Here is a 23,972-nt window from a genome sequence, read left to right on the forward strand (position 1 = left end):
GGCACGTCTTTTCACCACAAAACCCGCCCCAATTTCTTGGGACGGGTGTGATCTTAATATGGAGGGCGGCTTACCGGTCCGCCATGTCCGATGCGGATACGCCTGCAACGGCGACTGGCTTTTTCATCGCGTCGCGGCGGAACGGCTCGCCCAGCTCTTTGTTGAGAAGAACTTCGATGAAGGTTGTAACATTGCCTTCCATCTGGCCTTTGACTGCTGTGTTCAAGGCCTCTGTCAGCTCTTCCATCGTCGATACTTGCACGCCGGTCAGGCCACATGCGTCCGCGATTTTTGCATAGGACACGTTGGTATCCAGCTCTGTGCCGACGAAGTTATCGTCGAACCACAACGTGGTGTTCCGCTTTTCGGCACCCCATTGGTAGTTGCGGAAGATGATCATTGTCATTGCAGGCCAATCGCCACGACCAACGGAAACCATTTCGTTCATCGAGATGCCGAATGCGCCGTCACCTGCGAAACCAACAACTGGAACATCTGGGCAGCCGATTTTTGCACCGGCGATTGCTGGGAAGCCGTAGCCACATGGGCCAAACAGGCCAGGTGCCAGATATTTGCGGCTTTCTTCAAACGAAGGATAAGCGTTCCCAATCGCGCAGTTGTTGCCGATGTCGGACGAAATGATCGCATTCTTCGGCAGCGCCGATTGAATTGCGCGCCAAGCTTGACGAGGGGACATTTTGTTCGGCTCGTTGTTGCGGGCGCGTTCGTTCCAAGTGGTGCCTGGATCGTCCTCTTCGTGATCCAAGGATGTCAGCTCTTGAGCCCAAGCAGATTTGGTTTGCGCGATCAGGTTCTTACGATCTGCGCGACCAGCGTCACCTGCAGTATCCGCGAGTTGTGACATGATACCTTCGGCAACCTTCTTGGCGTCACCCACGATACCAACGGTGACTTTCTTGGTCAGGCCGATGCGGTCAGGGTTGATGTCGACTTGGATGATTTTCGCGCTCGTTGGCCAGTAATCGATGCCGTAACCCGGAAGGGTCGAGAACGGGTTCAAACGTGTGCCCAATGCCAAAACCACATCCGCCTTGGAGATCAACTCCATGCCAGCCTTTGAGCCGTTGTAGCCCAGTGGGCCTGCAAACAGCGGGTGGTTGCCCGGGAACGCATCATTGTGCTGGTAGCCCACACACACCGGCGCATCCAGCGTTTCCGCCAGCTTGGCCGACGCGTCGATGCCGCCTGCCAGAACAACGCCCGCGCCGTTCAGGATCACTGGGAACTTAGCGGAGGACAACAGTTCTGCCGCTGTTTTGATTGCTTCTTCGCCGCCTGCTGGGCGTTCGAATTCCACCTTAACGGGTAGTTCGATGTCGATGACTTGTGTCCAGAAGTCCCGTGGGATGTTGATCTGAACTGGCGCAGAGGCGCGGTGAGCCTGCATGATGCAGCGGTTCAGAGTTTCTGCGACGCGGGACGGGTCGCGGACCTCTTCTTGGTAGGCCACGCAGTCAGCGAACAGGTTCATCTGTTCCATCTCTTGGAAGCCGCCTTGGCCGATAGTTTTGTTTGCAGCCTGTGGTGTGACCAACAACAGCGGGGTGTGGTTCCAGTAAGCAGTTTTCACGGAGGTTACGAAGTTGGTGATGCCCGGACCGTTTTGCGCGATCATCATGGACATCTCACCGGTGGCGCGGGTGTAGCCATCTGCCATCATGCCTGCTGTCATCTCATGCGCGCAGTCCCAGAATTTGATGCCCGATGTTGGGAACAAATCAGAGATAGGCATCATAGCCGACCCAATAATGCCGAATGCGTGGCGAATGCCGTGCATTTGCAGGGTTTTGACGAAGGCTTCTTCGGTCGTCATTTTCATGGTGGCGGTCTCCCAATGTGGTGAAATGCGGGCGCAGGTGCCCGAGATTATAACGGTCTGCGGGGAAGCTATGCTGTGTCCAAGAGTCGTGTTATAGCCAAAAATTTGGTACTATATGTCCAGCAAATTGGAGGAATCGGCCATCATATCTGATTCTGCGCGATTTTTTGGGATTGTTGGTCCCATTATTTGCGGATTTGGGATTTCATTTCTTCAATCTCTTTGGCGATTAACGCGACTCCGGGTGAAATTTGACCCGTTTGAATCGACGAGTACGCCAAGCGGTAGTGCTTGAACTCGCGCTGCTCACCTTCACAAAAGGCCGCGCCCGGTTCGATCAGCACGGATTTCTCCCGCAAGCGCTCCGCGAGTTCTTTGGTGTCCACACCATCCGGCGCACGCATCCAGTAGCTTGACCCCCCAAACGCCCCCGCACCAGCCACGGTAAGCCCATAGGTCATCAGCGCCTTGTCCATCACGCGTCGCCGGTCATGGAACGCATTGCGCAACCGACGAACCAGCGCATCGTAGTGCCCCAACGACAAAAAGTAGGCGGCAGTGCGCTGCATATGAACGGGTGGATGCCGAAGCACAGCAGATCGAAGCGCACGGGCCTCGCGAATGAACGGCGCAGGCCCGACCAAATACCCCAACCGCAAACCGGGAAACAGGGATTTGGAAAAGGACCCGATGTAGATAACACGCCCGTCCTCATCCAATGATTTGAGGGCGGGTGACGGGGGCTTTAAAAACGACATCTCGAACTCGTAGTCGTCCTCGATAATCAGGAAATCGTCTTCTGAAGCCCGCCGCAGAAGCTCTTTGCGTCTGGCGATTGGCATTGTGGATGCGGTGGGGCACTGATGACTTGGGGTCGTGAAAACAACATCTGTTTCTGGCGGAATCAGATCGGGCGGCAAGCCGTCGCTGTCGACGGGAACCTCAACGCGGTGGCAGCGCGACTGGTGCAAGATCGAGCGCAAGCCGGGGTAGCAGGGATCCTCGTGGGTAGCGGTTCGACGTTGGGTGAGCAAAACCTGCGCAGCCATCCACAAGGCGTTCTGCGCACCCACAGTGATCAAGATTTCGTCGGTGTTTGCCAATATCCCGCGGCGAGGCAGGGTGTTTCGGGCAATGAATTCTATCAATTGCGGATCATCGCGATCCACTTGATCCGCGGTCAGGCTGTCAAAATCACGTTGCCCCAAAGCCCGCAGTGCACATAGGCGCCAGTTCTGACGATCAAACAACGACGGGTCCACCTGCCCGTAGATAAACGGGTACTTATACTTGCGCCAATCGAGTGGTTTGGAAATCTGCAAGCCGCCGGAGAACCTGTTGCCAATCGCACGAGACCAATCGACGGTGTCCGAAGAAGACCGCGGGCTGATTTGTGGCGGCTCCGGCGCGTTTTGCGAAACAAAGTAGCCAGAGCGGCCAGCGGACGACAGGTAATCATCGGCCATCAACTCGTTATAGGCGAGGGTCACGGTGATGCGGCTCACCCCCAGATGCAGCGCAAGTTTGCGCGACGAGGGCAGCTTTTCTCCGGGGCGAAAGCGACCTGACAAAATGCCGCCCGCAACCAGCTGCTGGATTTGTTGCTGCAGGGTGCCCTCGAATGCGGGGTCCAGAAAGAAGGTTTCGACTGCGATCGGCATGGGGAAGCTGGCCTTAAATCGGTTGTGATTTGGATATACCGAAAATCACAGCGCTGGGGAAGGGCCGAGAGATTGAAAATGCACAGATGCGATGACTTCGAGAATGGCCGGAAGGGGATGCTATTCAATATACGAAGGGCATAAACTTTGCCGTTTTACCTGCATAGGTCTTGAATTCATCGCCATATCTTTCGGCCAGATAGGTATCCAAAGCGGGGATGTGGAAGAAGATGAACAGCAAGGTCATCATGATCGGGATTGCGAAGGCAAAGGCAGAAGCCGCCAAAATTGCCCATCCCGTGAACAATACGCTATCGCCAAAGTAGTTGATATGCGCCGAATACGCGAACAGCCCACCGGTGTAGCAGTGCCCCTTGGAGGCGGGGTTCTGTTTCCACTTTCGTCGCTGCAATTCTGATCCCGTATTCAGATAGGAGCCGCAGAGCACAAGCCCGATGCCAGCCCAATCGACAGGCCTAAAGGGCCTCGCCTGTCCCGAAAGGCCACCGGCGCCGAGCAACAGGAACCCGACTTCGAAGATGGCCATGAAAAGGAGCAGCCCCCAGACTTCTGACATCTCGACCCTACGTTGCAACAAGACAAACAAGGTGACGAGGTGACGTAGAAAGTAGAGAAGCGCGCAGAGGGCCAGTACCTTGGCGCGCAAGCCGTCTGGCCATTCACCTCCACCAAATGCCACCCATAAGCAGGCGAGCACGATGATGCCGTGCAAAGAGGCAAAGACGCGTTTCGGCCACAAAGAGCTGTCATGAGAGCGATCGATCCCCCCAGTTTTAGAAGAAATATCGGTCATTTTTCGGCCTCTATGGTTTGAATATCATCAGAATGACGGTAGTTATGCTCATCAACAGCGCACCACCGCCAAGGGGGACGGCCTTCTTAAAGGTCTCTTCATATTGAGTGGGCAGGGCCGGTTGGCTTTCGAAATCGGCGTCGCTTGCGATCTTATGCAGTTGCCTTTCGATCTTCGCACCGATCCGGAAGGCCATGATCAAAGCGATGCTCAAGCCAAAAGAGGTGGCGATCCAGATCGACCCGAAATCGTGGCCAGCTTGGACCATCATGAAGAGACCAGAAGCAGGTATGACGATCAACGACGGCCCCATGAGCAGGCGGTTTATTCGCAATACGACACCAAGCATGGGAACCGCTTGAGACGGTGTAAGGCGCTTGGCTTCGGCATGGATCAGGCCATTGATTACAGTTGCACCGACCATCACGATCACCGCGCAAAAGTGAATGAGTTTTGTCATTATAAAAAGATCGAACATGTTTTCGTCCAACTGGTCTATTTCCGCCGTATAGACATTGCCGCCAATTGGTGTCAAACGTTATCGACCAAATGGACGAAAAAAGATGCCCAAGATTGTTGACCACGACAAACACCAAAAGCAGCTGGCCCTGAGGGCCGCATCATATTTTACCGAAAAAGGGTACGCGGGTGGAAGCATGCGTAAAATTGCGGAGCACCTAGGTGTTTCCAAAAGCGCCCTCTACCACTACTTCCCGAGCAAAGAAGCGTTGTTTCTGGCCTCAACCGTTCAAGTGATGGAGGGGATCGGGACACATGACGCCGACGATGACCAGCCTGCGCAGGTGCGCCTAGACCGGCTCCTTGCGCAGATGAGCCCGAATTTTGGCGCGGAAATGACGCTGCTGTTTGACTATCTTCGGGGCAAAACGCCTCTCGATGTGCGCGAGGATCAAGCGATGCAGATCGCAATGGAAACCTACCGAACCATTGTCGCCGATATTGTCGGTGAGGCCAACGCGCAGGACACCTTGGCGCTGTTGTTGGGGAAGCTATTGATCGCCCATCTTACCGGACATCCTGCGCAGGGATGGGCGTCTGACGCCGGCACCCAACCGGCCAAGTAGCGGGCCGTGCGTATGTGCAAGTTTTGACGCCTTAAGGGTCCGTTGTGCCGAAGGCGAAAGTCAAAAGCCCGCGACATCCATTGGACGCGCGGGCTTTTCTATTGGTTTATTGCTGGTGGCCCTTAACCTAGGACCGCCGTCAAAGCGCCATCCACAGATGAGATGATCGCATCGATATCGTCCTTTGTTGCGATCAGGGAAGGCGAGAAGCATAGCGTGTTGTTGAACCCCGGCACGGAGCGATTTGTCATGCCAATGATCACCCCGTCCTTCGCCATGCAGTGACCGACCACTTGGCCGACCAGCTTCTCATCCAGCGGCGCTCGGGTCTCACGGTCAGCGACCAGCTCCGCACCAAGGAACAGGCCTTTGCCGCGCACGTCGCCGACGGACTTATGCTTGGCTTTCAACTCGTCGAGTTGCCCCAGCATGTAGTCACCCATGGCCACGGTGTTCTCGAGCAGCTTCTCATCTTCGAGGATGCGCATGTTCTCCAGCGCCGCTGCGGGGCCCGCGGTACAGCCGCCAAAGGTGGAGATATCACGGAAATAGTTCAGCTGATCAGAGGTGTCGTCCTTGAACATGTCGAACACGGCCTCGGTGGTGACACAGCAGGAGATCGCCGCATAGCCAGAGGCCACGCCTTTCGCCATGGTCACGATGTCGGGCTGCACACCGTAGTGCTGATAGCCGAACCAAGTGCCTGTACGCCCCATGCCGCAAACGACCTCGTCGATGTGCAACAGGATGTCGTATTTCTTGCAGATTTCCTGAACACGTGGCCAATACCCTTCGGGTGGGGTGATCACGCCGCCGCCAGCTGTGATGGGCTCTAGGCAAAGGGCGCCGACGGTGTCGGGGCCTTCGCGCAAGATGACCTCTTCGATCGCGTTGGCCGCCGCAATGCCGTAGGCCTCGCCGGACAATTCGCCCAAGCCCTGATCCATGGCGCGATACTCGAGGCAGTGCGGCACCTTGATGAAACCTGGTGTAAACGGGCCGTATTGTGCGTTGCGTTCGTCCTGACCACCGCCAGACAGGCAGGCGATTGTGGTGCCGTGGTAGTCTCGGTCACGGTAAAGAATTTTGTGCTTCTTGCCGCCATACCGCTTATGCGCAATCTGGCGAACCATCTTAAAGGCTTTTTCGTTGGCCTCGGAACCGGAGTTCGCATAGTAAACCCGCTTCATTCCGGGCATTTTGGCGATGAGGCGCTCGGAAAACATCGCGGCCGGAATTGATCCGACTGTGCCGCCAAAGAAGTTCATCTTAACTAGTTGGTCGCGCACGGCATCTGCGATTGTCTCGCGGCCATATCCAACATTTACGGTCCAAACGCCGCCAGAGACGGCATCGATGTGCTCACGGCCGTTTTGGTCCCAGACGCGCAGGCCTTTGCCTTCGACCATGATTTTTGGATCGGTCGGGTTTTCATCGGCCATATAGCCAGCATGTTGGCTAAGGTGATGCCAAACATGAGCGCGGTCGGCTTCGACAACGCCGGAGAGATCATTGCTTTGCAGATTACCGTCCATCGGCTTGCTCCATTATTTTCAAGGGGGCCGGGTGGTTTCCCAGCGATTCTAAATATTTTGCGACAATTCTTTCGCTGGTATCAAAGCTGCATGGATTTTGAGCCCGCAATAGGGCCAGAGGTGGATCACGAATAGAGCCAGATTTCGAATATTGAGCGAAGTTCGCGGGTCTCCATCTTTGGCAATTCTTTTTAAAAATAGCGGGTTAGCTGCAGGCCGCTGGGCGAAAACCTTCAACGGCCTGTGTAAAGTGCTGCGATTAAATCCATTGACGGGAGGCACTTCATTTCGCCTAGCTGTATGTGGAAAAGCTGGAAGGGATCATGCGAAAACATGAAACTCTGACTGCAAGAGCAGACTGTGCTGGCATCTGTATGGCGGTGTGATCTGTTCTAAAAGCCCCTTGGTACGGCATGAGAACCGGAAAACCGGACCTGCTGAAATCAATGGAAAATTTCGCGCTGTATTGCGCTCGTTGTTCAACATGGGAGATGAACGTATGAAACTAACCACTAAAATGATGGGTGCTGTTGCCAGCATCGCAATGCTGTCCGGCGCTCAAGCCGCAATGGCGGATGGCCACGGGCTGACCGTCGGCTATTTCCTAGAGTGGCCGATGCCATTCCAATTCGCAAAAGTGAACGGCACCTATGACGAAGCACTCGGTGCACCAGTCACTTGGGTGTCCTTCGACACAGGTACTGCGATGTCCGCTGCAATGGCATCTGGCGACGTGGATATTTCCGTATCCCAAGGCGTGCCACCCTTCGTTGTTGCAACCTCCGCAGGCCAAGACATCCAGATCGTTGATGTTGCTGTGTCCTACTCCGAAAACGACAACTGTGTTGTCGCCACTGGTTTGGAAATCGACAAAGACTCCGCGGCGGAACTGGCTGGCAAGAAGGTTGCCGTTCCTTTGGGGACAGCCGCGCACTACGGCTTCCTGAGCCAAATGAACCACTTCGGCGTCGATGTCGCTGGCATGAGCGTCGTGGACATGGCCCCCGCTGAAGGCGCCGCTGCGCTGGAGCAAGGTTCCGTGGATATGGCATGTGGTTGGGGCGGCGGTTTGCGCACCATGCTGAAGTCCGGCAACGTGTTGCTGACAGGGGCCGAAAAAGAAGCCTTGGGCATTTTGGTGTTTGACGTTTCTTCCGCGCCTGCAAGCTTCGTTGCTGAAAACGGCGAAACAGTTGCCAAGTTCTTGAAAGTGACTGCGGACGCAAACGCGATGTGGGCTGATGAAGCCAACCACGCGAAAATGCTGCCTGTCATCGCAAAAGACGCTGGTATGGACGAAGCCGCAACGGCCTCCACACTGGCTGGTTTTGCCTTCCCAACCGTAGCGGACCAACTGGGCGAGAAGTGGCTGGGCGGTGGCGCACAAACCTTCATGAAGGGTGTTGCGGACGTCTTCGTGAACGCCAAATCCATTGACGGCGCATTGGATAGCTACAGCGCGACTGTGAACACAGGACCGCTGCAAGCCGCGTCAGAAATGTAGCACCGACTTGGGGTGGCGCAGGGAGAACCCTGCGCCACCCTTTTCACTTCCAAGCCACCTAATTAAGGAGTGGGGCAGCAATGTCGGGCCTATCAATTGAAAATATTTCCATGCGCTTTGACCTGCCAAACGGCGGATCGGTGCAGGCGTTGAAAGACGTCTCTCTTGACCTGAAGCCAGGAGAATTAATGAGCGTTCTGGGGCCATCCGGCTGCGGGAAAACCACCTTACTGAACATCGTTGCAGGCTTTTTGGCCCCCACCGGTGGGCGCATCGCCATGAATGGGCACACGGTTCAAGGACCCGATGCCGAACGGGGCATGGTGTTTCAACAGGGTGCTTTATTCGAGTGGATGAGCGTGCGCGAGAATGTCGCCTTTGGCCCACGCATGAAAGGCGAGAAGGAAACGCAATACGGGGCCAATGTTGATCACTTGCTGGACGTCGTAGGCCTTGGTGATTTCAAAGAAAAGGCCATCTATGAGCTGTCTGGTGGGATGCAGCAGCGTGTGGCTTTGGCGCGTTGTCTTGCCAATGACCCCGACGTCATCTTGATGGATGAACCTCTGGGCGCGCTAGACGCATTGACCCGCGAGAAGATGCAAAGCCTTGTGCTAAAGCTGTGGAAAGAAACTGGCAAAACGATCATTTTGATCACGCACTCGGTTGAAGAAGCATTGCTTCTGGGCGAGCGACTGCTGGTCATGGCCCCTCGTCCGGGCCGCATTCACAAAGAGTACCGTTTGCCATTTGCCGACCTCGGGGTGGATCAAGATCTGCGCGAAGTGAAGAAGCATCCGGACTATAACAAAACCCGTGAGGAAATCCTCGCCATGATCTGGGACATGGAAGAGGAAATAATGGGCCGCACGGAGGAATCAGCATGATTATTCTCGCAATTTACATCGCCATTTTTGCCGGTGGTTACTTCGCGGTGAAGCAGATCACCGCCTCCACGCAACCCAAAGACTACACTTCGCTAAAGACGGTGACCTTCGGGGATGAAAGCGCCGTGCGCCCGAACCGAGCGGCCTCTATCATTTCGGTGGTGACGATCTTTTTGCTGTGGGGAGCGTTCACTGGATCCAGCTTGATCCCGTCCTTCTTGCATGCCCCAGCGGCCTTCACTGGCACGGGCGAGTTCTCCTATACCGTCGAGGCTGGCGGGCAATCCGATGACGCGACGGTGACGGTCAACGTGCATGAAGCCGATGGCGACGCCGCTGAACCTGTAGTTGAGGCGGGTGACGGTTTCGCCAAGAACGATGTCATGTCGGTGGCGAAATACCGCTCCAAGCTGTTGCGCGTAGATAAGAATGACGAACTTGGTCGCACTGACGGGGCGCAGATTACTGCGGTCAACGGACAAGCAATTGCCCCTGGTGGTGAGGTCTTTACCGACTTTGCCCGCATTGGGATGACGCCTAAAGGCACGCTCAACATTGTGCCAAACACAGGCTGGCAAATGCAGCCGTTGTATCTGCCACCACCAGAGAAAGTGGCAAGCCGCCTAGCCGAGATTTCCAGCACCGGTTTCCGCAACTCGACGCTGTGGGAGCACTTAGGGTTCTCGTTGTTCCGTGTGGTTATCGGGTTCCTTATTGGTGCGGCTGTGGGCATCCCGTTGGGGTACGCCATGGGCCTGTCCAACTGGTTCCGCGGCTGGTTTGATCCTGTGGTTGAGTTCATGCGTCCGGTGCCACCTTTGGCGTTGATTCCGCTGGTGATCATCTGGGCCGGCATTGGCGAGGTTGGCAAAATCGTCCTGTTGTTCCTTGCGGCACTTTGGATCATGGCAATTGCTGCGCGTTCCGGCGTATCGGGCGTCAACATCACCAAAGTTCACGCGGCGTATTCGCTGGGTGCGTCCAAGTGGCAGATCATGCGCCACGTCATCATCCCGAACAGCCTGCCGGAAATCTTCACCGGCGCGCGGGTCGCGATGGGTGTTTGTTGGGGCACGGTTGTTGCTGCTGAATTGGTCGCGGCGGAGAAGGGGGCAGGCATGATGATCATGGTCGCCTCCAAGTTCCAAAACACCGACATCGTGTTGATGGGGATCATCCTGATCGGCGTCATCGGGTTCAGCATCGACGTACTGATGCGCTGGGCCGAAAACATCTTGGTGCCTTGGAAGGGCCGTAGCTAAGATTTAGCTCATGTCGTGAATCCACTGCCGCCTGTCTTGTTTTGATAGGCGGCAGTTTTCGTTTTGGGAGACTGTTCCCACATGTTTCTAAGTATCTTCGACATATTCAAAGTGGGCATTGGCCCGTCTTCGTCTCATACCATGGGGCCGATGACGGCTGCGGGGCGTTTTCTTGATGACCTGCGGGGCGGGCGCGAAAAGGAACCGGGCGCAGGAGAGCTGCGAGCGGTGTCGGCGTCTTTGCACGGGTCCCTGGCGTTTACAGGCAAGGGGCATGCCACGGATCGCGCCGTGATGCTGGGGTTGATGGGGTATCTGCCCGCGACGATGGATCCTGATGCCGTCGACGACTTGATTGCCACCCTGACGGATGAGAAAACCCTACGCCCAGAAGGCTTGCCAGAATTGGCCTTTGACCCTGCAAAAGACGTCGCCTTTGACTATGACTTGATGTTGCCCGGGCACACCAACGGCATGAGGCTGAAGGCTTGGGATGTCGCAGGCAACCTGTATATGCAGGAAACCTACTACTCGGTGGGCGGTGGCTTCGTCCTGACCGAAGCCGAGCTGGCCAACGAAGAGCCGGACCTTCATGCGCAAAAGGAACAAGCCGGTTTTCCCTATCCCTTTGGATCAGCGGCCGAGATGCTGAAAATGGGCGCGGCAAACGGTAAAACAATTGCGCAAATGAAAGAGGCCAACGAATTGGCCACCATGTCGCGCAGTGATCTGGACCGCAATCTGTCCACCATTCGCAATGCTATGTTTGACTGCGTTGACCGTGGGCTGCGTTTAGAGGGGATTCTACCCGGAGGCCTGAAGGTCAAGCGCCGTGCCAAACATATCCATGATCAACTGACCGCAGAGCAGGGCATGAACCGTGCCCAACCGCATACCATCAATGACTGGATGAGCGTCTACGCCATGGCAGTGAACGAAGAGAACGCAGCGGGTGGCAAGGTCGTCACTTCCCCCACGAATGGGGCGGCGGGGGTTTTGCCCTCTGTCCTGCGGTACTACAAAGAACATTGCGTCGGGGCGACCGATGACGGGCAGCGCGTCTTCTTGTTGACCGCCGCTGCCATTGGCGGGCTGATTAAGCACAATGCATCGATTTCCGGCGCTGAAGTGGGCTGTCAGGGCGAAGTCGGCTCCGCCTCATCAATGGCAGCCGCGGGCCTGTGTGCGGCGCTTGGCGGCACCAATGAGCAGATAGAAAACGCCGCTGAAATTGCGCTAGAGCATCATCTTGGTATGACCTGCGATCCGGTCGCGGGTTTGGTTCAGGTTCCGTGCATCGAACGCAACGGGCTGGGCGCGATCAAAGCCGTATCGGCAGCATCCTTGGCCCTGCGTGGGGATGGCACACATTTCATGCCATTGGACAATTGTATCGAAACCATGCGTCAAACCGGCATCGACATGAGCACGAAATACAAAGAAACCTCCTTGGGGGGGCTTGCGGTTAACATTCCGGAATGTTGAGGTCGCCCCAACAGTTTCAGGAGATCACACCATGAAGAAAATCGTGCTGACGGGCGCCGCAGGCAACCTTGGAAAACTCTTGCGCGGGCCATTGGCTGCGATGTGTGAGCAGCTCCTTTCAACCGACATCGTTGAAAGCATCGGCGCGTTGGCCGCAAACGAGACATTCGTGCAGGCTGATCTGGCCAAAATGGATGACATTCGCCCGCTGCTTGAGGGCGCGGATATGGTGGTCCATTTCGGCGCGATTGTGGATGAATTGCCCTTTGAGCAGATGTGGGGCCCGAACTTTGTGGGGTCCTATAACATTTGGCAATCCGCCAAGGATCATGGCGTACGGCGGGTGGTTTATGCATCCTCCATTCACGCCATGGGGATGTACCCCAAGACTGTCGCCATCACGCCCGACATGCCACATCGCCCAGACACCTATTACGGTTTGGCCAAATGCTTCACCGAGGATTTGGGCCGCATGTTTTGGGAAAAAGAGGGGTTGGAATCGGTTCATATTCGAATTCTGTCAGCCACATCACGTCCGGGCAATGCACGCGCCTTGGGGTCATGGCTGAGCCCCGATGATCTTGTGCGCGTGGTGACCCGTGCGATCGATACGCCCGTGGTTGGGTTCACAGTTATCTACGGCGTGTCCAATAATGACCGCTCTCCGGTGGATAACTCATCCGCGTCGCATTTGGGTTACCGTCCGAAGGATAATGCAGAAGAATTTGCAGCGGACATTTTGCCAGACACGCCACCAGCTGACCTGAACGACCTAGGTTTGACCTGCCACGGCGGACCCTTTGCATCCGCCACTTTGGGAGTAAGTCCGATGGCGTTGATGGGCATTCCTGAAGACGATTGAGCCGCCGCTAACACACGCGCAGATCTGTGTCCCAAGCTACGCAGCTTTGCGCCAGTTCAGGCGGCAGATCTGCGTCGGTGTAGACGCGATGGATGCTTTCTAGGGTGGCGATCTTAACCGGCGCGCTGCGGTCGAACTTTGAGCAGTCCGAAACCAGAAACGTGGCACGGGATCGTGCGATGATGGTTTGGCTTACCTCGACTTCTTGGATGTCAAAATCAAGAATGTCTCCGTCTTCATCCAGTGCTGAACATCCGATCACCGCGTGATCAAACTTGAACTGAGCGATAAACTTTGTGGTCATAGCTCCGATCAGGCCACCGTCCGAGCGGCGCAGCGTGCCGCCTGCGACCATGACATCGATCTGAGGTGCAGCGGAGAGGATATTGGCCACATTCAGATTATTGGTCACCACGGTTAATGCGTCGTGTTGCAACAACTCCCGCGCGACAGCTTCCGTTGTGGTGCCGATGTTGAGAAACACGCAGGCTCCGTCGGGAATGTCATGTGCGCAGGCCTTGGCGATACGGGTCTTGGCGTTGTGGTTTAATTGGCGCCGATCCTCATATCCGATGACCGAGGCGGTTTCGGGCAGAATTGCGCCACCATGCACCCGCTTTAGTTGCCCGCTTTCGGAGAGATCAGACAGGTCTTTGCGAATGGTTTGCGCGGAAGTCTGAAAGCGCCGCGCCAATTTCTCCACGCTGACGCGGCCCTTGCGGCGCGCAATGTCCAGAATTTCGGATTGCCGGAAGTTTTCAGCCATTGAGCGCCCCATTTCTACCAATTTCGAAAGTAAACCTTGACGAAACGAAAGTAAACTTGTGTTTAGGGATGAGATACGCAAGAGGAGTCGCTGGCATGGCGCGCGAAGATATTGTTGACCTTTTCATCATCGGCGGCGGCATAAACGGTGTCGGTATTGCCCGTGACGCGGCAGGGCGCGGCATGTCCGTATCCTTGGCCGAAATGAATGACTTGGCCTGGGCCACATCCAGCGCATCAACCAAGCTGTTCCATGGCGGCCTGCGGTATCTCGAGTATTTTGAAGTCGGTTTGGTTAAAAAAGCGTTGATCGAGCGCGAAACCCTGCTGCGTGCGATGCCTCATATCAGTTGGCCAATGCGGTTTGTGCTTCCCTATCACAAGGACATGCGGTTCGAGGGGATGACACCAACCTCCAAAGTGTTGAGTTTTGTGATGCCTTGGATGAAAGGTCGCCGTCCTGCTTGGCTGATCCGGTTGGGGCTGTTCATGTATGACAACCTTGGCGGTCGCGAAATACTCCCTGCGACGCGCCGCGTGGACCTAACAACGGATCAGGTTGGCGAAGGGATTGAAGACCGGTTCAAGCTGGCCTTTGAATATTCCGATTGCTGGATCGAAGACGCGCGGCTGGTGGTTCTGAACGCCCAAGATGCTGAACAACGCGGCGCCGAAATTATGGTGCGCACCAAGGTTGTCTCGGCCCAACGGGCGGCGGACCATTGGGTGATCTCCCTGCAAGACAGTGACACGGGCGAAATGTCAGAACGCCGTGCGCGTATGTTGGTGAATGCCGGCGGGCCGTGGGTGGAAGACATCATTCGCAACGTCACGCGCAGCAATGCCAGCGAAGGTGTTCGCCTTGTGCGCGGCAGCCATATTGTGACCAAGCGTTTGTTCGAGCATGACAAAGCCTATTTCTTTCAAGGGGAAGATGGCCGGATCATCTTCGCGATCCCCTACGAGACGGATTTCACCTTGATCGGCACAACGGACGCAGAACATTTTGAGCCGTCGGTGAAGCCGGAATGCACCGACGAGGAACGCGACTATTTGATCGAGTTCGCCAATGGCTACTTCAAGCGCGATATCTCGGTGGACGACGTGGTTTGGACCTATTCGGGCGTGCGTCCACTTTACGACGACGGGGCCAAATCAGCTACAGCTGCCACCCGCGACTATGTGTTGAGCGTCTATGACGATGGTGCCCCGATGCTGAATGTGTTCGGGGGAAAAATCACGACCTACCGCAAACTGGCGGAGCATGCTTTGGGCAAGATTGCGCCCTTCTTCCAGAGTGTCGGACCCGATTGGACGGCAGGTGTCGCCCTTCCGGGCGGAGATTTTCCCGTGGATGGTGTTCAGGGTCTGATTGACGGGCTTACGGTGGATTATCCGTTCTTGGACGAGAGATGGGCGAAGCGATTGGTCCGCGCATATGGAACTGATGCGGGGCGAATGCTGGCCGACGCTGCTGCACCATCAGATTTGGGGCGACACTTCGGGGCAACCTTGACGGAGCGCGAGGTCAGATGGCTCATGGCGCATGAATATGCCCGTCGGGCAGAGGATGTCGTGTGGCGCCGCTCCAAACTAGGGTTGCGGATGAGTGACGCCGAGATCACTTTGTTGGACGACTGGATGCAAGCTGAACGCGCCGCGACGGAGGAAACCACATGACACATATTCTAGCGATTGATCAGGGCACAACGTCCAGCAGGGCGATCCTCTTTGACAGCGACATGAAGATCGTGACCTCTGCACAAGAAGAATTCACGCAGCATTTTCCGCAGTCAGGCTGGGTGGAACATGATCCCGCCGACCTATGGTCGACCACCGTCAGCACCTGCCGTGAGGCAATACAAAAGGCGGGGATCACCGCGAATGACATTGCCGCAATCGGGATCACCAATCAGCGCGAGACGACGTTGGTTTGGGATAAGAAAACCGGCGAACCCGTGCACAACGCGATTGTCTGGCAGGATCGCCGGACCTCAGAGTATTGTCGCGCGTTGCGCGACGCAGGTCATGAGGCAATGTTTACCAAGCGCACCGGACTGCTGCTTGATCCGTATTTTTCAGGTACAAAATTGCGGTGGATACTGGAAAATGTCGAAGGCGCACGGGAACGTGCGGAAGCCGGCGAGTTGCTCTTCGGGACCGTCGACAGCTATTTGATTTGGAAAATGACCGGCGGGGCTTCTCATGTCACCGACGCCACAAACGCCGCGCGCACGTTGATGTATGACATCCGTAAAGGAAGTTGGAGCACCACGATCTGCGAAGTGCTGGGCATTCCCATGGGGATGTTGCCACAGGTCAAGGACTGCGCCGCTGATTTCGGCATGTGCCGCGCGGAGTTGTTTGGCTCCTCATTGCCGATTTTGGGCGTCGCGGGCGACCAACAGGCGGCCACGGTCGGGCAGGCGTGTTTCCAACCTGGTATGTTGAAGTCGACTTATGGCACAGGCTGTTTTGCCTTGCTGAACACGGGCGACACCCCTGTTGCGTCACAAAACAGAATGCTGACGACCATTGCCTATCAGTTTGATGGTCAACCTACCTATGCGCTGGAGGGGTCCATCTTTATTGCCGGGGCCGTGGTGCAATGGCTGCGGGACGGCATCAAGATTATCCGCGACGCTGCTGAAACGCAGGCCTTGGCGGAACAGGCGGATGATGGGCAAGAGGTTGTCATGGTGCCGGCCTTCACTGGCCTCGGCGCGCCTTATTGGAATGCGGACTGCCGCGGGGCGATCTTTGGGCTGACACGCGGCACTGGCGCGGAAGAGCTGGCCCGTGCCGCATTGCAAAGCGTCGGATTCCAGACAAGGGACTTGCTGGAAGCAATGACCGCTGATTGGGGCGGGGATGAAAAAGCCGTGTTGCGAGTGGACGGCGGAATGACGGCCAGTGATTGGACGATGCAATTTCTAAGCGACATTATCGGCGCGGAAGTGGACCGACCTCAGGTGCTGGAAACGACTGCTTTGGGGGCTGCTTGGCTGGCGGGCTCACGGGCGGGGATATACCCTGACATGCAAGGTTTCGCGCAGAGTTGGGCATTGGAGCACCGGTTCGAGCCCCGCATGGACAACGCCACACGAAACGAGAAACACGCCCGTTGGAAGAAAGCTGTTGCGGCGACGATGTCGGTCTAACGGGAAAACAGCTGCGCGCCAAGCGACGACAAGTGATCGTCCACAAACGTGGATTGAGCGGCCGACAGGGTTTGACTGCGCGGATAGATGGGTGCTGAACGGTCGTTCAATATCGGGGTGTCCCATCCATCTGTCGTGTCGAAGAAACGGGCCGCGCCCACTTCGCCAAAGACCTCTAGATAACCTTGAACAACGACATCGAGATAGCTCAGCAGGATCGGTTGATCTGTGCTTGGCGGGGCATCATTGCCCAAATGGACTTGATACATGTGGACATCTACACCCCCTGCGCCGTGGACCAGACTTGTGGCCGGTAGCGCGTTGCGAAAGTACCCGCTTTCACGCAGATCAAGCGCCTTCCAATCCGCATTTGGAACCTCTGCAATCAGCCCGTCGATATTGCTATCGGCGTCAGGCGTGACGCTCAGAAACGCCTGAGGCGCACCAGAATTATGCCGCCAAACGCGCCGCCACCCGCTTAGTTTCGCAGGGTGGGTGGAAGAGTAAACATGGGTCTTGGCGTTTACCAAGGAGCCGTAGCCGAAGAAATATGGATTATTCATGGTGGGAAAAGACAGGATTTTCCCCGCAGGCACAAGTTGAGTTATGGTCGAAACAGGCTAGCAAGGATGCTCATACTCAAAACGGAGAAGTAATATGTCTATCGCACGCGTAACCGAAGTCATCTCGTCCTCAACAAAAAGCTTTGAAGATGCAATCCAGCAAGGCGTAGAGCGCGCTTCCAAGACGCTGAAAAACGTCCAAGGCGCATGGGTTCAGGACCAAAAATGCACCGTTGAGAACGGCAAAATCGCTGAATACCGAGTGACCCTGAAGATCACGTTCGTTCTGGAAGACTAAGTCGGGCCTCGAAAGCCAAGGCGGTGTTTTAAGAGCCGCCAGCCAAGTTTTGGAATACGCCGCAACAGCGCACCGCGCAGATCGGCGTATTCTGCCTCTCCTGCAAGAAGTTCAAGATACTTCATTTGCAAAGAGCTCCCCCGCTCAAACGCCTTGCGGAAGTAACCTTCAGTGGCTTTGGGAAACATGATCATTCGCCACATTTTGGCTTGATCGATGGACCTTTGAATGGGTTTTACCAATTTTTCATAGTGGAAATACGCCGTTTGGGGGCGGTTCTGCTTTAACGCTTTGATTGCTGCTTCTGCGGCATGTTGGCCGCTTTCCATTGCAAGCGCGATGCCCTCGCCGGTGATGGGATCCACAAGCCCTGCAGCATCGCCAGCCAATAGGATGTTGTCACGGCCCGGTTTTCTTTTGTAGTCGCCAAACGGCAAGTACTGCCCCTTGAAACGCTGATCCGGATCGCTGTTCGTTTGATCTACATAAGCCGACATATTGGCTTTCATGTCGGCGTTCTTCGCATTGATGCCGCCGACACCAACGGTCACGGTCTCGCGCTTGGGGAAAGACCAGCCATAGCCCCAACTGGCGGCGTCAAAATCAATCTCAACCGCGCCATCACATTCCGGCTTGCGAGGAGATTCGATTTCCAACCCGAACCCGATGGTGTCGGGATCGAAAGGTTTGCCAAACAGGGACCGCGCGATGAATGAGTTCACCCCGTCAGCGCCAATCAGCGTTCTGAAGCCAAGTTGGGTGCCGTCGCGAAGGGTTAGGGCGCTGTTACCCAATTCGGTTATCGGTTGCCCCACGTAAGGAACCGCGCCGGCTTTCACGGCCTCGCCATGCAACATGGCATCGAAATCACGGCGCATGGTTAGATGCACCGGTGGGGCGTTCGGAATGTCGGCCAGTACCCGACCCCTGGACAGGAAGCGCATGTGATCAGTGGTGACAAACAGATCAGAGGTGACCTCTTGCCCAAAAATGGCGCGCATGGCTTTTTGGCTGCGCCCCGTAAACAACCCACCGCACAACTTGTCGCGCGGGAACGTTGCCTTGTCGACGATAGCGACATTGAGGCCAGCACGAGCGGCGGTTGTGGCGGCGGCAGATCCAGCAGGGCCGGAGCCTACAACGATGATGTCATATTCGGTCATAGCGCACTATTACGGGATCGCAGGCAGCGTGCCAATGCGCTACCTAGGGGGTAAATACATCTAGGCGCGTCACGGCCACTTATTGGGGCGACGGGCATTGAAAAAGGGCAAGTGATGATACCAGAAAGCGTAATGACGCGGTGCGATGGCGCTTGCGAGTTGTGTGGCTCTGCCGCGACCGAAGGCGTCCCTGTTACGCCGCGTGAAGATGTAATCGCGCTTTGCGGGATATGTGCGTCGGGGGAGGCAGAGGAAAACCACTGGCGTTGTTTGCAAGGGGCTGTGTGGTCGGAGGCGCCAGCGGTTCAGGTGTTTGCGGTGCGCAAGTTGCGCCAGCTTGAAGCCTCTTGGGCACAGGAAACGCTGGACATGGTGTTTCTGGATGACGACTTGTCGGCTTGGGCCGCAGATGTGCCGCTGGAGCATCGCGATTCCAACGGTGCGGTTCTGGCGGCGGGCGACAACGTGGTGTTGATCAAAGACCTGCCCGTCAAAGGTGGGGGCTTCACGGCCAAACGCGGCACAGCTGTCCGCGGGATATCCTTGGTCGCGGACAATGCGGGCCACATCGAAGGGCGCGTGGAGGGGCAGCGCATCGTGATCCTGACCGAGTTCGTCAAGAAGAAGTAGCTGCCAAAAGAAAAGGGCGCGCGAAGATGTCTTCGCACGCCCCTTAGAATTCTTTAATCGCGGTGGCTTACGCCAATGCCTTAGGCAAGTGCGATGTTTACAGCGCTTTCGCGGCCGTCACGGCCAGCTTCAACGTCAAAAGTTACAGCTTGGTTGTCGTCCAATGTGGACAGACCGGAGCGTTCCAGAGCGGAGATGTGTACGAACACGTCCTTGGAGCCGCCTTCAGGAGCGATAAAGCCGAAGCCTTTAGTAGAGTTGAACCATTTCACGGTGCCATTAGCCATCGTGTTATTCCTTAATTTAATGCTGCCCGCATGATCGCGGCAGCTCGGCTCGATTGGTCTGTAACGATAGACTGGCGGCCTTATTAGGGAAGTCAGTGGGTCGAAAGAGGCAAACGTTGCAGGGCGCGTGTGCCAGAGTTTGCCCTGCAAGTAAAGCTTTTTCGATCAAAGCATTGCGGCGATCTGATCCTTCAACGCCAAGCGTTGCTTGCGCAAAAGAGCCTCATTTGCCTCATCTGTGGGCTCTACGTTGGTCTCGGCGCGGTGCACGGCACGGTTTACATCATGGTAGGCGTCAAACAGCTTGCGAAAATGAGCGTTGCCTTCTTTGAGCGCGTGAATTTGTTTCAATTTTTCAGGAAATTCTTCGGCAAGCTCATGAGGGGTGTGGGACATCGTTTGGCTCCTTTTTGATCACGTCGACATCAAGCATAACGGTTGTGGCGGCGGAGGCCTTGATGTGGGTCAAAGGGCGGGTAGCTGTTTTGAATTCAGAGCGAGGAGAAGAAGAGCACCTTGTGCATGGACCGCAGCGTGGTGAAATTCTACCGCGCGTGGGAAAGGGTATCAGGAGCGGATCAACCGATTTTAGCCACCTATGCGCAAGCTAGGATCGTGGAGTGCCTGACGGTGGAGGAGAACTTCTACCAGAACATTGAGCACACGCTCGACAAGTACAACGATCCGGCGCCGGAAGATATTGAGGAGGGGCCGGAGGAGGGGGAGGTTTGAAGGGGGGGAAGCCTATTGCAGCGACGTGCGACGAATTCGACACATGCGCGAAAAATGGAGCTTCACCCATAAAAAAAGCGGGCAAGGAGCCCGCTTTGGTCGAATTTTTCCGAATGCATTTGAATTATGCAGCTTTTGATTCGGTGCGTTGCTCAAAAGCGGATTTAACATTGCGCATGAACAGGGATGACTGTTTGAATTTGTCTAGTCCAACTGTTTTTATAGCATTTTCAAATGCTTGCTTGGTCGAGGCGTGATTGCACATAATGGATTTGCCCTTGTTTGTAGTGGCCATTCCTAGCGGAAAAACCTTACGTCTTAGTTAAGTGTAACCACATTCCCTTGGATTCAACAGTCGAGAAACGACCTGTTGAACGCATTGTGAGGCCGAAAGCTGCGAAGAAGGTTCTATCGTACGGGCTTCGGTAGTGAATCTTGATGTGAGGACTTACGAGAGTTGTTTCAGAGCAATCGACGATAGCTGTAAAGCAATGTGCAAGTATTTCTGCATATTGCTCAAGTTCCAAGTTCTCGAAGTCGTAATACGGGGACAGGATAAGGTGCCGCACTCGCATCACCTTTCCCTTGAAGCCCTTTAACAGAGTTGAGTTTAGAAAGCAGGCCGCATGAATGCGGTCCTGATCATCAATTAACGCAAAGACTCCCGAATCCGGATCTGGTGTACCATTGTCACACTCGTTCTCCAGCGTGCCGAGCGCCGCTGAGGCGTAGCCCTCAAATTCATCTTCGTAAGTAGAGTACTCTTCTTTCCATTGGGTTTGAAAATCTTGCCAACTGTTATCTGCTGTGTTTAATCGCGTTAATTTCAATTTTATGCCCTTACCTCGTGAACTTCTTATACTTCACCCGTGTTGGCTCCACTGCATCCGGACCCAAACGGCGGATTTTGTCTTCTTCATAGGCCTCGAAGTTGCCTTCGAACCATTCCACATGGGCCTCGCCTTCAAAGGCTAGGATGTGTGTGCAGAGACGGTCGAGGAAGAAGCGGTCGTGGGAGATGACCACGGCGCATCCGGCGAAATCCTCAATGGCATCTTCAAGCGCCCTTAACGTTTCCACGTCAAGATCGTTGGTAGGTTCATCGAGCAGCAACACGTTGCCGCCGGATTTCAGGAGTTTCGCCATGTGCACGCGGTTGCGCTCACCGCCCGACAAAAGGCCCACCTTCTTCTGCTGATCGCCGCCTTTGAAATTGAAGGCGGAGCAATAGGCGCGGGAGTTCATTTGTGCATCACCCAGTTGGATGATCTCGCCTCCGTCGGAGATTTCTTCCCAAACGGTAGCGTCTGACGCCAGCGCGTCACGTGATTGGTCGACATAGCTGAGCTGCACGGTATCGCCGTAAGTGACGGAACCGCTGTCGGGCTGTTCCTGCCCTGTGAGCATGCGGAACAGCGTGGATTTACCCGCACCGTTGGGGCCGATGACGCCGACGATCCCACCCGCAGGCAGGGAGAAAGACAGGTCTTCAACCAGCAGCTTGTCGCCGTAAGCTTTGGTGAGGTTTTCGACCTCGATCACCTTATTGCCCAAACGTGGACCGTTGGGGATGATGATCTGTGCATTGCCGAGCTTTTCGCGCTCGGACTGGCCGGCCATTTCGTTATAGGCGTTGATACGCGCCTTGGACTTGGCTTGGCGGGCTTTGGCGCCAGCGCGGATCCACTCGAGCTCTTTTTGCAAGGTCTTTTGTTGGGATTTGTCTTCCTTGGCCTCGCGCTCCAGACGTTTGGCTTTCTGTTCCAGCCAAGAGGAATAGTTGCCTTCGTAAGGAATGCCGCGACCACGGTCGAGTTCCAGAATCCAGCCGGTGATGTCGTCAAGGAAGTAACGGTCGTGAGTAACGATCAGGATGGTGCCCTTGTAGTCGATCAGGTGCTTTTGCAACCAAGCAATGGTTTCGGCGTCAAGGTGGTTGGTCGGCTCATCGAGGAGCAGCATGTCGGGTTCTTCGAGCAGCAATTTGCACAAGGCCACACGGCGCTTTTCACCACCCGACAGGCTTTCGACTGCAGCGTCATCTGGTGGGCAGCGCAGGGCTTCCATGGAGACGTCGATTTGCGCGTCGAGGTCCCAAAGGTTCTGCGCGTCGATTTCATCTTGGAGCTTCGCCATCTCATCGGCGGTCTCATCGGAGTAGTTCATCGCAAGTTCATTGTAGCGATCAAGGATGTCTTTCTTGGCCTTCACGCCCAGCATGACGTTGCCGCGCACATCAAGGGATTCATCTAGGTTCGGCTCTTGTGGCAAATAGCCAACATGCGCGCCCTCGGCGGCCCATGCTTCACCGGTGAAGTCCTTATCCGTGCCCGCCATGATGCGCATGAGCGACGATTTACCCGAGCCGTTGACGCCCACGACGCCAATTTTCACGCCAGGCAGGAAGTTCAGGCGGATGTTCTCAAACACCTTTTTACCACCGGGATACTGCTTGGAAACGCCGTCCATAAAGTAGACGAATTGATTGGCTGCCATGGGATAAGCTCCGGCTAGTGTGAGTAACTGTTGGAAGGTGTTTAATCCGCCTTTGGAAGAAGGGCAATCATGCGAAATGACTTCAAAGAGCCAATAGGTTCGGGCGCCAACGATTTGTCGCTACCCGCACCAAGCTTGAGGATGAGCATCATTGCCCCAAGGGTCAACACAGACGCTGACCATTCCCAAATCACCGACTTAGTGTGAGTTCCAAATTCATGCTCATTTGACAGGGGTGAAAATAGGTTATCTATGCAATGGCATGAAAAGAGAGTTTCCATTAGCGTTTTCAGGAGAGGTGATCGGCCTGCTGGGAGGGTCGTTTGATCCTGCGCATTCCGGACATGCGCATATCACCCGAGAGGCGTTGAAGAGGTTTGGATTGGATCGTGTGTGGTGGCTCGTCAGCCCCGCAAACCCGTTGAAAGACCACACGCCTGCGCCAATTGAACACCGCATAGCGCGTGCGCAAAAGGTGATGGACCATCCCAAGGTGCGGATCACTGGCATAGAGCAATCCTTGGGCACCCGATACACCGCGCAAACTTTGGCCGCATTGAAAGCGCGGTATCCGGGGGTGCGCTTCGTGTGGTTGATGGGGGCTGACAATCTGGCAAGCTTTCATCACTGGCGCGACTGGGGATGGATTATGCAAAACGTGCCGGTCGGTGTTCTGGCGCGTCCAGGTGACCGGATTTCCGCGCGGCGATCCGTGGCTGCGCAGCGGTTTGAACATGCGCGATTGGGTGGATCAGAATCGCAGCTTTTGGGGGTGTCTGAAAGCCCGTGCTGGTGCTACGTCAACGTGCCTTTGAGCGACGCATCTTCCAGCAAGATCAGGGCTTCGGGCGCTTGGTAGCGCACCTGCGCAGCATCACAGCTGTGTCACGCTGCGCGTTGGTGCTTGTCTCCTAGAGCGGTTTGAGCGAAATAGTTTTCAGG

General features: G+C 55.6%; 24 protein-coding genes. 12 read left to right on the forward strand and 12 right to left on the reverse strand.

Features of this window, described 5'->3' with window-relative positions; genetic code table 11:
- Nucleotides 1–70: 70 nt before the first annotated feature.
- The 4 genes from xsc to Q0746_RS10925 all read right to left on the reverse strand — a co-directional run bounded on the left by xsc (nucleotide 71) and on the right by Q0746_RS10925 (nucleotide 4,805).
- Nucleotides 71–1,840 (reverse strand): sulfoacetaldehyde acetyltransferase, encoded by a 1,770-nt coding sequence (xsc, locus tag Q0746_RS10910; RefSeq protein WP_298260152.1) that lies wholly within the window; start codon nucleotides 1,838–1,840, stop codon nucleotides 71–73.
- Nucleotides 1,841–2,025: 185 nt separating this feature from the next.
- Nucleotides 2,026–3,501, reverse strand: coding sequence for a PLP-dependent aminotransferase family protein (locus Q0746_RS10915; RefSeq protein ID WP_298260154.1), 1,476 nt, complete (start codon nucleotides 3,499–3,501; stop codon nucleotides 2,026–2,028).
- A gap of 124 nt (nucleotides 3,502–3,625) precedes the next feature.
- A complete protein-coding gene (locus Q0746_RS10920; RefSeq protein ID WP_298260156.1) occupies nucleotides 3,626–4,315 on the reverse strand; it encodes a DUF1295 domain-containing protein in 690 nt (229 codons plus the stop codon).
- Between the two features lie 10 nt (nucleotides 4,316–4,325).
- Nucleotides 4,326–4,805: a DUF2269 family protein gene (locus Q0746_RS10925; RefSeq protein WP_298260158.1), complete on the reverse strand. Its 480-nt coding sequence runs from the start codon at nucleotides 4,803–4,805 to the stop codon at nucleotides 4,326–4,328.
- 73 nt (nucleotides 4,806–4,878) lie between these two features.
- On the opposite strand from Q0746_RS10925, the gene Q0746_RS10930 reads away from it, so the two are divergent.
- Nucleotides 4,879–5,400, forward strand: a complete 522-nt coding sequence (locus Q0746_RS10930; RefSeq protein WP_298260160.1) for a TetR/AcrR family transcriptional regulator — start codon at nucleotides 4,879–4,881, stop codon at nucleotides 5,398–5,400.
- 122 nt (nucleotides 5,401–5,522) lie between these two features.
- On the opposite strand, the gene Q0746_RS10935 is transcribed toward Q0746_RS10930, so the two are convergent.
- Nucleotides 5,523–6,935, reverse strand: a complete 1,413-nt coding sequence (locus tag Q0746_RS10935) for an aminotransferase class III-fold pyridoxal phosphate-dependent enzyme (protein ID WP_298260162.1) — start codon at nucleotides 6,933–6,935, stop codon at nucleotides 5,523–5,525.
- Nucleotides 6,936–7,434: 499 nt separating this feature from the next.
- Between Q0746_RS10935 and Q0746_RS10940 the strand changes: the two genes are divergently transcribed.
- The 5 genes from Q0746_RS10940 (at nucleotide 7,435) to Q0746_RS10960 (ending at nucleotide 12,935) form a co-directional block, all read left to right on the forward strand.
- Complete coding sequence (locus Q0746_RS10940) at nucleotides 7,435–8,439, forward strand: ABC transporter substrate-binding protein (protein ID WP_298260164.1); 1,005 nt, start codon at nucleotides 7,435–7,437, stop codon at nucleotides 8,437–8,439.
- An 80-nt stretch (nucleotides 8,440–8,519) separates the two neighbouring features.
- Nucleotides 8,520–9,326, forward strand: a complete 807-nt coding sequence (locus tag Q0746_RS10945) for an ABC transporter ATP-binding protein (protein ID WP_298260167.1) — start codon at nucleotides 8,520–8,522, stop codon at nucleotides 9,324–9,326.
- Complete coding sequence (locus Q0746_RS10950) at nucleotides 9,323–10,588, forward strand: ABC transporter permease subunit (RefSeq protein WP_298260169.1); 1,266 nt, start codon at nucleotides 9,323–9,325, stop codon at nucleotides 10,586–10,588. Before Q0746_RS10945 ends, Q0746_RS10950 begins: the two co-directional genes overlap by 4 nt.
- A gap of 81 nt (nucleotides 10,589–10,669) precedes the next feature.
- Nucleotides 10,670–12,073 (forward strand): L-serine ammonia-lyase, encoded by a 1,404-nt coding sequence (locus Q0746_RS10955; protein ID WP_298260171.1) that lies wholly within the window; start codon nucleotides 10,670–10,672, stop codon nucleotides 12,071–12,073.
- Nucleotides 12,074–12,104: 31 nt separating this feature from the next.
- The gene (locus Q0746_RS10960; protein ID WP_298260173.1) at nucleotides 12,105–12,935 is read left to right on the forward strand and encodes an NAD(P)-dependent oxidoreductase; all 831 of its coding nucleotides are present in this window, start codon (nucleotides 12,105–12,107) and stop codon (nucleotides 12,933–12,935) included.
- Nucleotides 12,936–12,942: 7 nt separating this feature from the next.
- Here Q0746_RS10960 and Q0746_RS10965 read toward each other — a convergent pair whose 3' ends face one another.
- Nucleotides 12,943–13,701: a DeoR/GlpR family DNA-binding transcription regulator gene (locus Q0746_RS10965; protein ID WP_298260175.1), complete on the reverse strand. Its 759-nt coding sequence runs from the start codon at nucleotides 13,699–13,701 to the stop codon at nucleotides 12,943–12,945.
- 95 nt (nucleotides 13,702–13,796) lie between these two features.
- Between Q0746_RS10965 and glpD the strand changes: the two genes are divergently transcribed.
- Complete coding sequence (glpD, locus tag Q0746_RS10970; protein ID WP_298260177.1) at nucleotides 13,797–15,380, forward strand: glycerol-3-phosphate dehydrogenase; 1,584 nt, start codon at nucleotides 13,797–13,799, stop codon at nucleotides 15,378–15,380.
- Nucleotides 15,377–16,861 carry a glycerol kinase GlpK gene (gene glpK, locus Q0746_RS10975; RefSeq protein WP_298260179.1) on the forward strand — a complete coding sequence of 495 codons (1,485 nt, stop codon included), beginning with the start codon at nucleotides 15,377–15,379 and terminating at the stop codon, nucleotides 16,859–16,861. The genes glpD and glpK overlap by 4 nt, the downstream gene beginning before the upstream one ends.
- Here glpK and Q0746_RS10980 read toward each other — a convergent pair.
- On the reverse strand, nucleotides 16,858–17,424 hold the full coding sequence (locus tag Q0746_RS10980; protein WP_298260181.1) for a gamma-glutamylcyclotransferase family protein: 567 nt from the start codon (nucleotides 17,422–17,424) through the stop codon (nucleotides 16,858–16,860). The genes glpK and Q0746_RS10980 overlap by 4 nt on opposite strands.
- A gap of 94 nt (nucleotides 17,425–17,518) precedes the next feature.
- Here Q0746_RS10980 and Q0746_RS10985 point away from each other — a divergent pair, with 94 nt between their 5' ends.
- Nucleotides 17,519–17,722: a dodecin family protein gene (locus Q0746_RS10985; protein ID WP_298260183.1), complete on the forward strand. Its 204-nt coding sequence runs from the start codon at nucleotides 17,519–17,521 to the stop codon at nucleotides 17,720–17,722.
- Here the strand turns inward: Q0746_RS10985 and Q0746_RS10990 are convergent.
- On the reverse strand, nucleotides 17,719–18,885 hold the full coding sequence (locus Q0746_RS10990) for a geranylgeranyl reductase family protein (RefSeq protein WP_298260185.1): 1,167 nt from the start codon (nucleotides 18,883–18,885) through the stop codon (nucleotides 17,719–17,721). The genes Q0746_RS10985 and Q0746_RS10990 overlap by 4 nt on opposite strands.
- Before the next feature lie 114 nt (nucleotides 18,886–18,999).
- Here Q0746_RS10990 and Q0746_RS10995 point away from each other — a divergent pair, with 114 nt between their 5' ends.
- Nucleotides 19,000–19,515 (forward strand): alkylphosphonate utilization protein, encoded by a 516-nt coding sequence (locus Q0746_RS10995; RefSeq protein ID WP_298260188.1) that lies wholly within the window; start codon nucleotides 19,000–19,002, stop codon nucleotides 19,513–19,515.
- Nucleotides 19,516–19,595: 80 nt separating this feature from the next.
- Here Q0746_RS10995 and Q0746_RS11000 read toward each other — a convergent pair whose 3' ends face one another.
- The gene (locus Q0746_RS11000; RefSeq protein ID WP_021101227.1) at nucleotides 19,596–19,802 is read right to left on the reverse strand and encodes a cold-shock protein; all 207 of its coding nucleotides are present in this window, start codon (nucleotides 19,800–19,802) and stop codon (nucleotides 19,596–19,598) included.
- A gap of 165 nt (nucleotides 19,803–19,967) precedes the next feature.
- Nucleotides 19,968–20,198: a DUF465 domain-containing protein gene (locus tag Q0746_RS11005; RefSeq protein WP_298260191.1), complete on the reverse strand. Its 231-nt coding sequence runs from the start codon at nucleotides 20,196–20,198 to the stop codon at nucleotides 19,968–19,970.
- A 126-nt stretch (nucleotides 20,199–20,324) separates the two neighbouring features.
- Here Q0746_RS11005 and Q0746_RS11010 point away from each other — a divergent pair, with 126 nt between their 5' ends.
- Nucleotides 20,325–20,534 carry a hypothetical protein gene (locus Q0746_RS11010; protein ID WP_298260193.1) on the forward strand — a complete coding sequence of 70 codons (210 nt, stop codon included), beginning with the start codon at nucleotides 20,325–20,327 and terminating at the stop codon, nucleotides 20,532–20,534.
- A gap of 311 nt (nucleotides 20,535–20,845) precedes the next feature.
- Here Q0746_RS11010 and Q0746_RS11015 read toward each other — a convergent pair whose 3' ends face one another.
- Together Q0746_RS11015 and ettA are read right to left on the reverse strand one after the other, a co-directional pair.
- Nucleotides 20,846–21,364 (reverse strand): hypothetical protein, encoded by a 519-nt coding sequence (locus Q0746_RS11015; protein ID WP_298260195.1) that lies wholly within the window; start codon nucleotides 21,362–21,364, stop codon nucleotides 20,846–20,848.
- Between the two features lie 10 nt (nucleotides 21,365–21,374).
- Nucleotides 21,375–23,030, reverse strand: a complete 1,656-nt coding sequence (gene ettA / locus Q0746_RS11020) for an energy-dependent translational throttle protein EttA (RefSeq protein WP_298260197.1) — start codon at nucleotides 23,028–23,030, stop codon at nucleotides 21,375–21,377.
- Nucleotides 23,031–23,292: 262 nt separating this feature from the next.
- Here ettA and Q0746_RS11025 point away from each other — a divergent pair, with 262 nt between their 5' ends.
- Nucleotides 23,293–23,889 (forward strand): nicotinate-nucleotide adenylyltransferase, encoded by a 597-nt coding sequence (locus tag Q0746_RS11025; RefSeq protein ID WP_298260199.1) that lies wholly within the window; start codon nucleotides 23,293–23,295, stop codon nucleotides 23,887–23,889.
- Nucleotides 23,890–23,972: the final 83 nt, after the last annotated feature.

It is taken from the genome of uncultured Litoreibacter sp., from assembly GCF_947487515.1.
Taxonomy (GTDB): Bacteria; Pseudomonadota; Alphaproteobacteria; order Rhodobacterales; family Rhodobacteraceae; genus Litoreibacter.

What these genes read in the sequence shown, in the direction of transcription:
- xsc (WP_298260152.1), bottom strand. Translation starts at nt 1,840, where the DNA reads ATGAAAATGACGACCGAAGAAGCCTTCGTCAAAACCCTGCAAATGCAC.
- Q0746_RS10915 (WP_298260154.1), bottom strand. Translation starts at nt 3,501, where the DNA reads ATGCCGATCGCAGTCGAAACCTTCTTTCTGGACCCCGCATTCGAGGGC.
- Q0746_RS10920 (WP_298260156.1), bottom strand. Translation starts at nt 4,315, where the DNA reads ATGACCGATATTTCTTCTAAAACTGGGGGGATCGATCGCTCTCATGAC.
- Q0746_RS10930 (WP_298260160.1), top strand. Translation starts at nt 4,879, where the DNA reads ATGCCCAAGATTGTTGACCACGACAAACACCAAAAGCAGCTGGCCCTG.
- Q0746_RS10935 (WP_298260162.1), bottom strand. Translation starts at nt 6,935, where the DNA reads ATGGACGGTAATCTGCAAAGCAATGATCTCTCCGGCGTTGTCGAAGCC.
- Q0746_RS10940 (WP_298260164.1), top strand. Translation starts at nt 7,435, where the DNA reads ATGAAACTAACCACTAAAATGATGGGTGCTGTTGCCAGCATCGCAATG.
- Q0746_RS10945 (WP_298260167.1), top strand. Translation starts at nt 8,520, where the DNA reads ATGTCGGGCCTATCAATTGAAAATATTTCCATGCGCTTTGACCTGCCA.
- Q0746_RS10950 (WP_298260169.1), top strand. Translation starts at nt 9,323, where the DNA reads ATGATTATTCTCGCAATTTACATCGCCATTTTTGCCGGTGGTTACTTC.
- Q0746_RS10955 (WP_298260171.1), top strand. Translation starts at nt 10,670, where the DNA reads ATGTTTCTAAGTATCTTCGACATATTCAAAGTGGGCATTGGCCCGTCT.
- Q0746_RS10960 (WP_298260173.1), top strand. Translation starts at nt 12,105, where the DNA reads ATGAAGAAAATCGTGCTGACGGGCGCCGCAGGCAACCTTGGAAAACTC.
- Q0746_RS10965 (WP_298260175.1), bottom strand. Translation starts at nt 13,701, where the DNA reads ATGGCTGAAAACTTCCGGCAATCCGAAATTCTGGACATTGCGCGCCGC.
- glpD (WP_298260177.1), top strand. Translation starts at nt 13,797, where the DNA reads ATGGCGCGCGAAGATATTGTTGACCTTTTCATCATCGGCGGCGGCATA.
- glpK (WP_298260179.1), top strand. Translation starts at nt 15,377, where the DNA reads ATGACACATATTCTAGCGATTGATCAGGGCACAACGTCCAGCAGGGCG.
- Q0746_RS10980 (WP_298260181.1), bottom strand. Translation starts at nt 17,424, where the DNA reads ATGAATAATCCATATTTCTTCGGCTACGGCTCCTTGGTAAACGCCAAG.
- Q0746_RS10985 (WP_298260183.1), top strand. Translation starts at nt 17,519, where the DNA reads ATGTCTATCGCACGCGTAACCGAAGTCATCTCGTCCTCAACAAAAAGC.
- Q0746_RS10990 (WP_298260185.1), bottom strand. Translation starts at nt 18,885, where the DNA reads ATGACCGAATATGACATCATCGTTGTAGGCTCCGGCCCTGCTGGATCT.
- Q0746_RS10995 (WP_298260188.1), top strand. Translation starts at nt 19,000, where the DNA reads ATGATACCAGAAAGCGTAATGACGCGGTGCGATGGCGCTTGCGAGTTG.
- Q0746_RS11000 (WP_021101227.1), bottom strand. Translation starts at nt 19,802, where the DNA reads ATGGCTAATGGCACCGTGAAATGGTTCAACTCTACTAAAGGCTTCGGC.
- Q0746_RS11005 (WP_298260191.1), bottom strand. Translation starts at nt 20,198, where the DNA reads ATGTCCCACACCCCTCATGAGCTTGCCGAAGAATTTCCTGAAAAATTG.
- Q0746_RS11010 (WP_298260193.1), top strand. Translation starts at nt 20,325, where the DNA reads ATGGACCGCAGCGTGGTGAAATTCTACCGCGCGTGGGAAAGGGTATCA.
- ettA (WP_298260197.1), bottom strand. Translation starts at nt 23,030, where the DNA reads ATGGCAGCCAATCAATTCGTCTACTTTATGGACGGCGTTTCCAAGCAG.
- Q0746_RS11025 (WP_298260199.1), top strand. Translation starts at nt 23,293, where the DNA reads ATGAAAAGAGAGTTTCCATTAGCGTTTTCAGGAGAGGTGATCGGCCTG.